Annotated in this window: 12 protein-coding genes; 7 read left to right on the plus strand and 5 right to left on the minus strand. The window is 66.7% G+C overall.

Going from position 1 to position 12,341, the window contains the following annotated elements:
• Positions 1-56: 56 nt before the first annotated feature.
• Positions 57-1,166, plus strand: coding sequence for a gamma-glutamyltransferase (locus G3M62_RS24560; protein WP_246263663.1), 1,110 nt, complete (start codon positions 57-59; stop codon positions 1,164-1,166).
• A 163-nt stretch (positions 1,167-1,329) separates the two neighbouring features.
• Here the strand turns inward: G3M62_RS24560 and G3M62_RS24565 are convergent, their stop codons facing one another.
• From G3M62_RS24565 to G3M62_RS24575, 3 genes are all read right to left on the minus strand, one after another.
• Entirely contained in the window at positions 1,330-2,226 is an 897-nt protein-coding gene (locus G3M62_RS24565) for a LysR family transcriptional regulator (protein WP_165191436.1), read from the minus strand.
• Positions 2,227-2,336: 110 nt separating this feature from the next.
• Positions 2,337-2,660: a hypothetical protein gene (locus G3M62_RS24570; RefSeq protein WP_165191437.1), complete on the minus strand. Its 324-nt coding sequence runs from the start codon at positions 2,658-2,660 to the stop codon at positions 2,337-2,339.
• 106 nt (positions 2,661-2,766) lie between these two features.
• Complete coding sequence (locus G3M62_RS24575) at positions 2,767-3,744, minus strand: alpha/beta fold hydrolase (protein WP_165191438.1); 978 nt, start codon at positions 3,742-3,744, stop codon at positions 2,767-2,769.
• Positions 3,745-4,396: 652 nt separating this feature from the next.
• Here G3M62_RS24575 and G3M62_RS24580 point away from each other — a divergent pair.
• From G3M62_RS24580 to G3M62_RS24590, 3 genes are all read left to right on the plus strand, one after another.
• Positions 4,397-5,701, plus strand: a complete 1,305-nt coding sequence (locus G3M62_RS24580; protein ID WP_165191439.1) for a spinster family MFS transporter — start codon at positions 4,397-4,399, stop codon at positions 5,699-5,701.
• 102 nt (positions 5,702-5,803) lie between these two features.
• Complete coding sequence (locus tag G3M62_RS24585; protein ID WP_165191440.1) at positions 5,804-6,427, plus strand: TetR/AcrR family transcriptional regulator; 624 nt, start codon at positions 5,804-5,806, stop codon at positions 6,425-6,427.
• Between the two features lie 419 nt (positions 6,428-6,846).
• On the plus strand, positions 6,847-7,848 hold the full coding sequence (locus G3M62_RS24590; RefSeq protein ID WP_165191441.1) for an alpha/beta hydrolase: 1,002 nt from the start codon (positions 6,847-6,849) through the stop codon (positions 7,846-7,848).
• Positions 7,849-7,890: 42 nt separating this feature from the next.
• Here the strand turns inward: G3M62_RS24590 and folB are convergent, their stop codons facing one another.
• Both folB and G3M62_RS24600 read right to left on the minus strand, forming a co-directional pair.
• Entirely contained in the window at positions 7,891-8,235 is a 345-nt protein-coding gene (gene folB / locus G3M62_RS24595) for a dihydroneopterin aldolase (RefSeq protein ID WP_343037668.1), read from the minus strand.
• A 161-nt stretch (positions 8,236-8,396) separates the two neighbouring features.
• Positions 8,397-8,858 (minus strand): Lrp/AsnC family transcriptional regulator, encoded by a 462-nt coding sequence (locus G3M62_RS24600; RefSeq protein WP_165191443.1) that lies wholly within the window; start codon positions 8,856-8,858, stop codon positions 8,397-8,399.
• A gap of 227 nt (positions 8,859-9,085) precedes the next feature.
• Between G3M62_RS24600 and phhA the strand changes: the two genes are divergently transcribed.
• The 3 genes from phhA to hppD are packed head-to-tail and all read left to right on the plus strand — an operon-like array spanning position 9,086 to position 12,215.
• Entirely contained in the window at positions 9,086-9,958 is an 873-nt protein-coding gene (phhA, locus tag G3M62_RS24605; protein ID WP_165191444.1) for a phenylalanine 4-monooxygenase, read from the plus strand.
• Positions 9,959-9,960: 2 nt separating this feature from the next.
• Positions 9,961-11,157: an amino acid aminotransferase gene (locus G3M62_RS24610; protein WP_165191445.1), complete on the plus strand. Its 1,197-nt coding sequence runs from the start codon at positions 9,961-9,963 to the stop codon at positions 11,155-11,157.
• A complete protein-coding gene (gene hppD / locus G3M62_RS24615) occupies positions 11,154-12,215 on the plus strand; it encodes a 4-hydroxyphenylpyruvate dioxygenase (RefSeq protein WP_165191446.1) in 1,062 nt (353 codons plus the stop codon). Before G3M62_RS24610 ends, hppD begins: the two co-directional genes overlap by 4 nt.
• Positions 12,216-12,341: the final 126 nt, after the last annotated feature.

Genomic DNA, 12,341 nt, shown 5'->3' on the forward strand with positions numbered 1-12,341 from the left:
ACTGGTCCTTCGCCTTCCGCGAAAAGGACTTCGCGCGCCTGCCCGCCACCGCCGAGGTGTTCCTCAAGCCGGACGGGACGCGCTACGGGCTCGGCGAGGTCTTCCGCCAGCCCAAGCTGGCTCAAACCCTGCGCCAGGTCGCCGCTCAAGGCGCCGACTACATGTATGGCGGCCCCTGGGGCGAACGGCTGATCGCCGCGATCCAGGCCGACGGCGGCAAGATGACCCTGGAAGATCTCAAGGCCTATGAGGTCATCTGGTCGGAGGCCATGGTCGGCGACATCGGCGGCGGGTATTCGATCGCCACATCGCCCTGGCCCAACAGCGGCGGCGTGGCCCTTATCGAAGCGCAAAACCTGGCTCGCGCCGCAGGCCTGGACCAGGGGCCGCACTGGACGAAGTCGCCCGAAGCCCTGAAAAAGGCGCTCGACATCACCCAGATGATGAACCTGGTCTTCCTGCCGCCGGAGGCGCTGGGCGCCTTGTTCCCAGGCCTGGATTTCTCGCCGGAGGCCCGCGTCACCCGGGCGCACGCCGAGAAGCTCTGGGCCCGGATCAAGGACGGCTCGCCGCTGGCCAATTGGAAGCGCACCACGCCCATGCACTCCGACGACGTCGTCGCCGTGGACGCCGAGGGCAACATCGCGGCCATCACCCATTCGATCAATTGCGTGATCTGGGGCAAGACCACGATCAATGTCGACGGGATCTCGATCGGCGATCCGGGCTCGTTCCAGCAGCCGCTGGTGGCGCGCACGACGCCGGGAACCCGCATGGAGGCGCCGACCGAAACGGGCGTCCTGTTCAAGGACGGTCAGGCCGTGCTCGGCTTCGCCTCCATGGGCGCGGGCCTGCATCACCGCACGTTCCAGGGCCTGCTCAACGTCACGGCCTTCGGCATGACGGTGGAGGAGGCGATCAACACCGCCGACTTCTATCTGCCCTCGACGGATCCGACCACCGGCCAGGCCACGGCGGCCTTCCCAACCGGCCGGTTTGACCACGCCGTGCTCGACGCGACCGGTTACGCCTGGCGGGAAGTTCCGCTGGAGGAGGCCCGGTTGGGCGGCGAGGGCAAATGGGTGGCGATCAGCCGCGACCCCAAGACCGGGGTGCTCGAGGCCGCGTCGCACAACCGCAACAACAGCGACGCGGTGGCTTTCTAGGACCAGACCCTTGCGACGCGGGGCGCGGCTCGACCGCGCCCCGCGTTCGGTCGCTGCGACCGCGGCTTTGCCCGAAACGATCGCTGGATCGTGGCGGGACAGACTGGGACAGAGGCGACGCCGGGCGGATCGCGCGCGTCTCCGAGCCGGGCGCCGCCTCGCGCTAGTTGAACAGACGGTTGGCGCGCAGGCGGTCGACGGCCAGGTCAATGAAGGCCCGGACCTTGGCCGAAGCCCTTCGTCCTTCCGGGTGGACCACGTGAATCGGAAGGGCGTCCTCCTCGAAATCCGGCAGCACTGTCTGCAGCGCGCCCGACTGCAGGTGGGGCCCGATCTGATAGGACAACAGCCGCGTCAGGCCCCACCCCTCCACGGCCGCGCCGATCGCCGCGTCATTGGTGTTGCAGAACAAGCGGGGATGGACCGTGACGTTGGTCTTTTGCTGGCGGCCAAACCGCCAATCGAGCGAGGCCCAGGCCGCGGTGGGCGCGATGATGCGATGCCGGGCCAGATCGGCGGGGGTCTGGGGGACGCCGTGCTTTTCAAAATAGGCCGGGGCGCCGCAGACGACCCTGCGCACCGACCCGACCTTGACGGCGCTCTGACTGGAATCTTGCAGGTTCCCGATCCGGACGGCCACGTCGACCCCCTCGTCGATCAGATTGACGAGGCGATCGAGGAACAGCGTGCGGCCGGTCACCGCGGGGTTGCGGTCGAGAAATTCCGTGAGGATCGGCGTCACGTACATTTGACCGAACATGATCGAGGCGGTGACCGTGAGCGTCCCGGTCGGCGTGGCGTGGGAGCCAGCCGCCGCGGCCTCGGCCTCGCCGAGATCGGCCAGGATCCGGCGACAATCCTCGTAGTAGAGCTTGCCGGCTTCGGTGAGCTTGACCGCCCGCGTGGTGCGGATCAGCAGCCTCGCGCCGATCAGATCCTCCAGGGCGGCGACGTAGCGGGTCACGGCCGGCGGGCTCATGTTCAACTTGCGCCCGGCCTGGGCGAAGCCGCCGAACTCGGCGACCTCGACAAAGACCTTCATCGCCTGCCATCGGTCCATCGCGCACACTTCCGATCGGGTTGGTCGCCTGATGCTGGCCCATGACGGGGGGCCGGGGTTCGCTGTCGTTTTTCTGGACCTTTGCCATGGGCGTCCCGTACGGGAAAGCGCTAGCCCTCCTTGCTTGAGGCCGCGACCCACAATTCGATGTCGTCCAGATCATGTGAACCCAGCCCAAGCCTCAACGCCTGGGCGCGGGAGGCGCGCAAGCCCGCCGCATCGGCCCGACGCGCGGCGATGGCGACCGCCACCGCCGCGCCCGCGCGGACATCGAAACTGCGGCCGTCGCGGGCGGCGTCGATCTCCGCGCCGCTCAACCCCAGACGCCGAGCCCGACCTTCCAGGTCATCGGCCGCTTCGCCACGCAGCCCCGCGCCCGCCAGCGCCAGGGCGATCTGCACCAAGAGATGATCGTCGAGAGTGGGGGTCTTCATGGCCCTGGGCCTTTCCGCTCCGCAAGGTCGTGGCGAGTTTTGGACGGGCGACGCCCGCCGCGATCCGGCTTGTCCGGAACCGCGGCGGGCGCGCGTGACGTCTTGTTCAGGGCCGTGCGATCTTGCGATCCAGGAAATCGTGGATCATCGGGGCCATGACGTCCAACTTGTCCTCCAGCGCGAAGTGGCCGGTGTCGAGCAGGTGCAACTCTGCCTTGGGCAGGTCGCGCAGATAGGGCGCGGCCCCATCGGCGGGGAAGATCTGGTCGTTCTTGCCCCAGACGATCAGGGTCGGCGGCTGATACGCGCGGAAGAAGGCCTGGAACTTCGGATAGAGCGGGATGTTGGAGCCATAGTCCTTGAAAAGATCCAGCTGGATGTCCTTGTTGCCCGGACGGTCCAGCAGGGCCTGGTCATGACCCCAGTTGTCCGGATCGATCCGCGAGAGGTCCTTGACCCCGTCGGTGTACTGGAACTTGGTGGTTTGCGGGGCCACCAGCACCGACAGCGCCTCGCGCCGGGCCGTCGTATCCTCGGCCCAGTAGGCCTTGATCGGATCCCAGAACGCCTTGAGCCCCTCGTCGTAGGCGTTGCCGTTCTGGATGATCAGCCCGCTGACCCGTTCAGGATGCTTGAGCGCCAGACGGTAGCCGACCGGCGCGCCGTAATCCATGACGTAGAGCGCGTAGCGGTCAGCCTTCAACTGGCCCATCAGCCCGTCCACCAGATCGGCGTAGTGGCCGAAGGTGTAGGCGAACTGCGTATGGTCTGGCGCGGCGCTCTGGCCAAAGCCCGGATAGTCCGGCGCGATGACGTGGTAGCGGTCGGCCAGGGCCGGGATCAGGTTGCGGAACATGTGCGAGGAGGTCGGAAAGCCGTGCAGCAGCAGGACGACCGGGGCGTTGGCCGGGCCGGCCTCGCGGTAGAAGATGTCGACGCCGTCGACCTTGGCGGTGCGGTAGTGGACCACCGGCGGCGCGGGCCGAACGATCGCGGCGGGGGTCGGCGCGGGCGTGGCCGCGGCGTGCGCCAGGGGTGCAAAAGCCGTCGCGGCGAGCAGGAGGGGGAGGATCATCCGGTTCATGGTCTTGTCCTTGCGAGGCGCTCGGGAAATCCGCGTTGGCCTCCGATGGACAAACCTTATTGGCCGTGCGGCTCGACTAGAACGACGACAATCTGAAAGGTATTGTTCCTAAAAATGGAATTATTGCAGTTGAGCCGAGAGCTGATGTCACGACGCGATGCGATGTCGGGCGCCGCCCGCGCGAGCTTTCGCGAACGATTCCGGACCGGTGGCGGCGAAGGGTTCAGGAACGCGCGCGCGATCGAGCACGGTTGCGCTGGCGAGACCTGACGAAGCGTCGCGGCCGCCAAGTCGATCACCGCCGAAGGTCGAGCGTCCGGCCTGTGCTCGGGACGGTCGCTGGGACGGCGACGCTCCGCCGTCGCCGCGGGCAATCTGATTGCGCTTCAACGCCATACGACAATGCACCTTCGCCAGACCGCGTTCCTGGCGCGCCCCCGGGGGCGTGCGGCCGCGCCTGGTGTCGACGGCGATATGGCAAAAACAGCAGATCCATCAGCCGCTGGCGCGAAGCCGCGTCGTTGGAGGCGCGCCGCCTTCGATTTCACCCAAAGCTTGACAAGGCTTTTCAGCGAGAACGAAGTCTGCTTCTCGTAAAAGACATTACTGTACTTAATGGGTGGTGCGTGGCCAGAGGCGGAGACCACAACGCATGAGCTCGGCCGTCAGATCGGCCCCCGGGGCGGGCGGCGAGGGTTCGCGACGGCGCTATTGGGCGCTGCTGGTCATGACCCTGGTCTATGGGATGAACATCGCCGACCGGTTCGTGCTCTCGACCCTGATCGAACCGATCAAACACGATTTCCACCTTTCGGATTCGGCCGTCGGATTTCTCACCGGCGTCGCCTTGGCGCTGTTCTACACCGCCGCGGGCCTGCCCCTGGGGGCCCTGGCCGACCGCGTGAACCGCCGCAACATGATCATCTGGGCCCTGGCCTTGTGGTCGGCGTTCACCGCGCTGTGCGGCCTGGCCCAGACTTTCTGGCACCTGCTGCTGGCCCGCATCGGCGTCGGGATCGGCGAAGCCGGCGGGACGCCGCCGTCCCATTCCATTCTCGCAGATTATTTTCGTCCTTCGGAACGGATCGTGGCGATGTCGATCTACGCGCTCGGCATCGCCTTGGGCTCGGCGATCGGCGGCATCGGCGGCGGCATGCTGGCCGAGCGCTTCGGCTGGCGACAGAGCCTGATCATATTTGCCTGCGCCAGCGCGCCCGTCCTTCTGCTTTTGATGACCGTGCGCGAGCCCAAGCGCGGCGCGGCCGATTCGGGCGTCGGCGCTGAAGAGCCGGCGGCGGGCCTTCGCGCCTCCATGGCGTTCATTCGCGGCCAGCGATCGCTGCTTCACGTCCTGGCCGGAGCCACCATCGCCACCTTCTCGGGCATGGGATTGGTGTGGTGGACCCCGGCCTTCCTGGGGCGTTCACATGGCTTGACGGTTGGCGAGGCGGGCGCCGCGGTCGGCCTGATGAGCGGGGTCGGCGGCGCTCTGGCGCTGATCGTCTCAACCCTGATCACCCTCCGTCTCGCCAGGCTCCCGGCCAAATGGCAGTGTCACTTCCTGGCCTGGGTCACCCTGCTGATCACCATTCCGGGCGTGGCCGCCCACGCCGTCGCCGACAAGTCCGCCGCCTTGATCCTGCTTTGGCTGTTCGTCCCGTTCACCAACGTCTATGTCGGACCAACCCTGGCCCTGCTTCAGAACCTGGTGCGGGCGAACATGCGAGGCGTCACCGTCGCGGCCTTGTTGTTCACCGCCAATATCGCCAACCTGGCCATCGCGCCGCAATTGATCGGTTTGGCCTCCGATCTGCTGGCCGCTCACCTCGCCGATCCGGCCCAGTCCTTACGGATCGCCCTGGCTTTTTCCGCGCTGACCGGCCTTTGGGCCGCGGTCCATTTCTGGGCGGCGATCAGGACCCTGCCCTCGGACCTGAGGCGGGCCGGCGCGGCCTAATCCCATGGCGCCGCGCACGCTTTCTTTTCGAAGCGGGCGGACTGTGACAGAACGGACCCAAGGTTCGTGCGCAATCGGCGCGTGAGCGCAAGAGGTGTGAAATTGGCGGGCCGTAAAGCCAAGATATCGGCGACGATTTGGATCGAGACCGCGCGGTTGATGCTCGTCGAGGTCGGCATTGGCGGCGTCAAGATCGATCGCCTGGCCAACCGGCTTGGCGTCACCCGCGGCGGGTTCTATCACAACTTCAAGGATCGAGACGAATTGCTCGACCAATTGCTCGAGCATTGGAAGCACAGCTGTCGTTTCCTCCCCGACGACGGTCCCGGCGCAAACCCGACGGACGCGGTCGAATGGCTTGACCGGATGATTCTTCGACTGATCGAATCCGACGGCTACGACTATCAGTTCGACATGGCGGTGCGCGAATGGGCGCGGGGCGATCAACGCGCCGCCTGGGCCGTGGAACGGGCCGATCGCGAGCGCCTGCTCAAGCTGCAGCAGCTTTTCGAGGCGCTTGGCTACGACGTTGAAAAGGCGGTCATCCGGGCCAGAGTGTTCTACTATCATCAGATCGGGTACTACGCGATCGGCGTCCGCCAGAGCGTTCCCGAGCGTCGCCAGGCCGCCGAGAATTATCTTGAGATCCTGTGCGGCGCTGAGGCGCTCGCGGCGGCGCGCCGACGGACGACATCGGCCAAGCCGCGGGCCCGCGCTTCGGCCTGACGCCGCCGTCTCGAAGCAGGCCGCCCCACCCAGTCGCGTCTTTCCGGGCGTGGAGTTCCCTCCTCCGGACGGGTTCATGGGTGTTCTCGCCGGAGCTCGGCGGCGGAACACCCCGTTCGACCTCCAGCACGGCGTTCAGCGTTCTGGGGAAGACAGGCGGTGGCCGATCTCGGCGATCGACCGCGCGTGAGCGATCAGACGGGATCCCAGAAAGGGCGGCCCCCCTCTCGATGCGCCATCGATCCTTCCGCGCAGGTCCGCCGGCCTCTTGCCGTCGTTATACAGTTGTGCATCAATGCCGGCGAACACCGGTGTCCAAGGGGCCGCCAGCCGAGCCATGGACCCATTAGCGAAAGGCCGGCTCGCCGCTGGGCGGGCAGGCGGATCCCTCACAAGAGCCCCGAGAGACGAAAGAGGCCATGACCAACGACATCGACCGCCGAACCGCAATCGCGCTCACCGCGGGCGCCGCGCTCTCGGCGACGACGGCGCAAGCCGCCGCTGACGGCAAAGCCACGGGTCTGGTGGAACGCCAGCCCCAGATGTCGGCGATCCTGCCCAACACCCATTATTTCGAGATCGATTCCGCGCGGGCTGGCGCGCGCTACGCGATCTGGGTGACCACGCCGAGCGGTTATGATCGCGATCCGTCGATACGCTTCCCCGTCGTCTACCAGCCCGACGGCAATTGGGCGGCGCCGCGTACGGTTCCGGATCTGCAGTATTTGCCCAGCGATGCGATCAATCCCATCGTTCCCTTCATCCAGGTTTGCGTGGGCTACGCCGGCGACGACGTGCGCAATATTCTGGCGGTGCGGGCGCGCGATCTGCTGCCGCCCGGAGAGCCTGTCCCGGACGGGCTGGAGGCTGGCCTGCGGCAGGAAGTGGAGCAAGGCCTGTATGATCGGGACGGCGCCGAACTGTACTTGCGCAATCTGCGCAATCCAGCGGCTGACAAGTTCCTCGTCTTTCTGACCGATGAGCTGCATCCGCTCCTGGCGAAAAAATTCCGCTTCAAGGACGAACGCGCCGGGCTGTTTGGCTATTCCTATGGCGGTCTGTTCGCCGCCTATGCCGCGCTCCAGCGCTCGTCGCTATTCTATAAGATCGGAGCTGGAAGCCCGGGCATCCAGGCGCAGCATTCCAAGATCTTCGATCTTTACGCCAGCGAAGTGAAAGCGGCCGCCGATCACACCGGCCGGTCCCTGCATATCACCTTGAATGAGCGCGAGATCACGGTCGCGTCCTACTATCAGCCGTTCGTCAGCGCTGGCACGACCGCCTTCATCGCCATGGCCAGTCAAGCGCCGCTTCGAGGGCTGGCGATCAGCAGCCGCATCATGCCGGAGGAGTCCCACGTCTCTGGTCAGGCCGCCTCCTGGTACAGCTACCTGCGCACCTTCTATTCGGCGCGTGGTTAGGGACCGGCGGCCCCGGCGGGCACGGAATGTTTCTCCGCCGGACTAGGCTTGAGCGCGGACCAGAACGATCTCGACGCCCGCGGCGGCGGCGTGGCGCGCCAATGCTTCCAGCTTTTCCACGCGCACCCGGGCGCGCAGAACGCGTGGGTCGTTCAGGCAGGCCTCGGCCAGACGTTGCGCGAAATCTTCGACCAGGGCGATATGGCCGCCGGCGACGATGGCCTGGGCCGCGGTGACGATCGTCTCGTAGTTCACGGTGTCGGCCAGATGATGGCGGCTCGTCACGGCCACCTCCAGCTCCACGTCCGCGAGCAACGGTTGGCGGCGATCGAGCTCTTCGGCGTTCACGCCGATCTGCGCTTGGACCCGCAGGCCGCGTACGAACACGTGGGTTGTGAGAATCTCCGTGACGCGATCTGGCGAGGTCGCGTCTTGCCGCTGTCGCGACGCCGCGCTCATGCTGCGCGGCCAGCGGCTTGGGCGGGCCCGCCAAGGGGCCGTTCGCGGCCCGCCGTCTCGGCGCGCTGGAGCGTGCTGGACGCCATCAGCTAAACCGGGATCGCCGTGGTGTACTTCACCTGGCTCAGGGCGAAGTGCGACGACGAGGACGCGACATTGGGGTGTTTGAGCAGTTCTCGCATCAGAAACCGCTCGTAGGCCGCGACGTCGGCGACCACGATCCGCATCAGGTAATCCCATTCTCCCGACATCGAATAGCATTCCATGATCTCGGCCCGGCTCTGCAGGAAAGCTTCGAACTCCTGACGTTGGTCAAGGTTTTGCGAAGTCACCCGCACCTGCAGCATGACGCTGACCCCGCGTCCGACCGCGCCGGCGTTGACCAACCGGATCGTCGGGCCCAGGACGCCTGTCGTCTCCAGTGAACGGATGCGCCGCCAGCATGAGGTCGCGGAAATCCCGATGCTCTCGGCCAGGGCGGCGTGACTGAGGCTGGCGTCCGCCTGCAGGGCCGCGAGCAGACGTCGATCGGTGGGGTCGAGCTGGATCATTTGCGATACGATACATAGCTGTATTGTGAAGGGCCACCCTTTGTCGTCGATTTGACGCTCGCCAGGCAAGTCCGCCCGCCGAGCGGGCGGCCCCCGGCGGCGACGCCAGAAGGGCTTGAACAATCCATTTCATGATTTTCCTATAGATGAAATCATGTCGCCATCTTTGTGCGAAATCCGGGCCATTCTGGAGGGTTATTTCAGCCGTCCCGGTTCACCATCGTCGCATGAGCGATCCCAAAGCCAAACTCGTGACGCCGCCCGCCGGCGCGGCCGCCGACTGGACCATTCCCCAGGATTGGTCGCGCTACACCCAGGCCGAGCATGCCATGTGGGATCATCTGTTCGCCCGCCAGGCGTCGATGCTGCCCCAACGCGTGACGCCGGCCTTCATGCGCGGCCTGGACGTCCTGCGTCTGTCCAAGCCGGGGATTCCCGACTTCGAGGAACTGTCGGAACGCTTGCAGAAACTCACCGGCTGGTCGGTCGTGGCCGTGCCCGGCCTGGTGCCCGACGACGTGTTCTTCGAGCACATGGCCAACCGCCGCTTCGTGGCCGGCAACTTCATCCGCACCCCCGAGCAGATCGACTATCTGCAGGAGCCCGACGTCTTCCACGACGTGTTCGGACACGTGCCGCTGCTGGCTGATCCGGTGTTCGCCGATTACATGCAGGCCTATGGCGAGGGGGGCTTGCGCGCGCTCGGCTACGGCTCGCTCGCCAATCTGGCTCGCCTCTACTGGTACACGGTCGAGTTCGGCCTGATCCGCGAAGGCGGCGACCTGAAGCTTTATGGGGCGGGCATCGTCTCCAGCTACGGCGAGTCGATCTTCGCCCTGGACGACCCCTCGCCCAACCGCATCGGCTTCGACCTCAAGCGGGTGATGCGGACCAAGTACAAGATCGACGACTATCAGCAGACCTATTTCGTGATCGACAGCTTCGAGGATCTTCTGCGTCAGACCCTGGAGACCGATTTCGCGCCGCTTTACGCCGAACTGGAGGCCGCTTCGGACCTGACCACCGACGCCGTCCTGCCGGGCGACGTGGTGCTCAACAACGGCACCCAGGCCTACGCCCTCGCCAAGAAAGCTTCCTGACCATGTCGACCGTTTCCTCGGATCTCGCCTTCGGGGCGCTGGAGCCGCAGCAGCCCGACGTCCTGCTCTCGCTGATCAAGCTGCACGCCGACGACCCCCGTCCCGACAAGATCGACCTGGGCGTGGGAGTCTATCGCACGGCCGACGGCCGCACGCCGGTGTTCGCGGCGGTCAAGGCCGCCGAACAGCGTCTGCTGGACGAGCAGCCGACCAAGGCCTATCTCGGCCCCGAGGGCGATTTCGGCTTCCTCGAGCGCATCGCCCCGATCGTGTTCGGGACCGGGGCGGCGGCCAGCGACCTGTTCGCGGTCCAGACGCCCGGCGGCACCGGCGCCTTGCGGCTGGCGGCGGAGCTGCTGGCGGCGGGCAAGCCCGGCGGCCGCATCTGGCTGGGAACGCCCAGCTGGCCGATCCACGCCGGCATCTTCGAAATGGCCGGCCTGGAGGTCGTGACCTATTCCTATTTCGACGCGGCGACCCAGGCGGTGCGCTTTGACCGGATGTTGGAGGCCCTGTCGGGCGCGGCGCCCGGCGACGCCGTCCTCCTGCACGGCTGCTGCCATAATCCGACCGGGGCCGATCCCAGCCTCGATCAATGGCGCGCCCTGGCCGAACTGATCGTCGCGCGCGGACTGGTGCCCCTGATCGACCTGGCCTACCAGGGCCTGGGCGCGGGCCTCGAGGCGGACGCCGCCGGCCTGCGCCTGGTGATGAGGGACTGCGACAACGCCCTGGTCGCCTATTCGCTGGACAAGAACTTCGGCCTTTATCGCGAGCGCGTCGGGGCCCTCTTCGTCCGGGCGCGGGGGCACGCCCAGCTCGTGCAATCCAACATCCTGCGGCTGGCGCGCTGCGCCTGGTCGATGCCGCCCGATCACGGCGCGGCCGTGGCGCGCGTCATTCTGGAGGATCCGGGTCTGACCGCCGCCTGGCGCGAGGAGCTGGAGTCCATGCGCGTGCGCCTGGCCCAGGTCCGCGCCGCCCTGGCCCGGGCGGCGCCGTCGGTGGCCGGCCTGGCCGCCCATCACGGCCTGTTCGCCCTGTTGCCGCTGTCGCCGCAGCAGGTGCTGCGTTTGCGTCAGGACCACGCCGTCTACATGGCCGGTTCCGGCCGCATCAATCTCGCCGGTCTCAACCACGACAATGTTCAGACGTTCGCGCGGGCTCTCGAGGCCTGCCTGCAGGAAGAATTCGCATGACCATCTCCGCTGAAAATCCCCTGGGCCTCGACGGCTTCGCCTTCGTGGAGTTCACCAGCCCCGAACCGCTCCTCATGAAGGGGTTGTTCGAGCAGTTGGGCTTCGTGGCCGCGAGCAAGCATCCGACCAAGGCGGTGACCCGCTACAAGCAGGGCCGCATCAACCTGCTGGTCAATGACCAGCCGACCGGCCAGGTGGCCGAATTCCGCGCCGCCCACGGCCCCTCGGCCAACGGCATGGCCTTCGGCGTCGCCGATGTCGAGCAGGCCTATGCCGAGGCCCTGAAGCGCGGCGCGGTGGCGGCGGATCCGGCAAGCTCGCTGCTGGGCGAAGGGGCGCGAGTGCTGCAAGGCATCGGCGGCTCCCTGCTCTATCTGGTCCAAAGCGCCGAGGCGGTGTTCGCCAGCTGGGATCTTGTCGCCGGCGCCGCCGAGGACGAGGCGGCCAACAGCGTGGGCCTGGACCTGCTGGACCACCTGACCCACAACGTCAAGCGCGGCCAGATGCGCACCTGGTCGAGCTTCTATCGCGACGTCTTCGGCTTCGAGGAGCAGAAGTATTTCGACATCAAGGGCCAGGCCACGGGCCTGTTCAGCCAGGCGATGATCGCGCCCGACAAGGCCATCCGCATCCCGCTCAACGAGAGCCAGGACGACAAGAGCCAGATCGAGGAGTTCATCCGCCAGTACAACGGCGAGGGCATCCAGCACCTGGCCCTGACCACGCCGGACATCTACGAGACCGTCGAGAAGCTGCGGGCCCGGGGCGTCAAGCTGCAGGACACCATCGAGACCTATTACGAGCTGGTCGACAAGCGCGTGCCCGGCCACGGCGAGGACCTGGAGCGTCTGAAGAAGAACCGCATCCTGCTGGACGGCAATGTCGGCGAGGAAGGCCTGCTGCTGCAGATCTTCACCGAGAACCTGTTCGGCCCGATCTTCTTCGAGATCATCCAGCGCAAGGGCAACGAAGGCTTCGGCAACGGCAACTTCCAGGCCCTGTTCGAGAGCATCGAGCTGGACCAGATCCGCCGCGGCGTGATCACGGTCGACGCCTGACACGCCTCGCCCGCGTCAGCCACCTCCCCGGCCGACGCGTCGCGGGCCCGGGATCGAGCGCCCTCTCGATCCCGGGCCGTTTCGCCTATTGCGGGGCGTCGGCGCGGGCCGCGCCGGCCGATTCAC

This window comes from Caulobacter soli (genome assembly GCF_011045195.1).
Taxonomy (GTDB): Bacteria; Pseudomonadota; Alphaproteobacteria; order Caulobacterales; family Caulobacteraceae; genus Caulobacter; species Caulobacter soli.

Excerpts from the sequence above, each read along its gene's own strand:
- G3M62_RS24565 (WP_165191436.1), bottom strand. The coding sequence starts at position 2,226 with ATGGACCGATGGCAGGCGATGAAGGTCTTTGTCGAGGTCGCCGAGTTC.
- G3M62_RS24570 (WP_165191437.1), bottom strand. The coding sequence starts at position 2,660 with ATGAAGACCCCCACTCTCGACGATCATCTCTTGGTGCAGATCGCCCTG.
- G3M62_RS24575 (WP_165191438.1), bottom strand. The coding sequence starts at position 3,744 with ATGAACCGGATGATCCTCCCCCTCCTGCTCGCCGCGACGGCTTTTGCA.
- G3M62_RS24580 (WP_165191439.1), top strand. The coding sequence starts at position 4,397 with ATGAGCTCGGCCGTCAGATCGGCCCCCGGGGCGGGCGGCGAGGGTTCG.
- G3M62_RS24590 (WP_165191441.1), top strand. The coding sequence starts at position 6,847 with ATGACCAACGACATCGACCGCCGAACCGCAATCGCGCTCACCGCGGGC.
- G3M62_RS24600 (WP_165191443.1), bottom strand. The coding sequence starts at position 8,858 with ATGATCCAGCTCGACCCCACCGATCGACGTCTGCTCGCGGCCCTGCAG.
- phhA (WP_165191444.1), top strand. The coding sequence starts at position 9,086 with ATGAGCGATCCCAAAGCCAAACTCGTGACGCCGCCCGCCGGCGCGGCC.
- G3M62_RS24610 (WP_165191445.1), top strand. The coding sequence starts at position 9,961 with ATGTCGACCGTTTCCTCGGATCTCGCCTTCGGGGCGCTGGAGCCGCAG.
- hppD (WP_165191446.1), top strand. The coding sequence starts at position 11,154 with ATGACCATCTCCGCTGAAAATCCCCTGGGCCTCGACGGCTTCGCCTTC.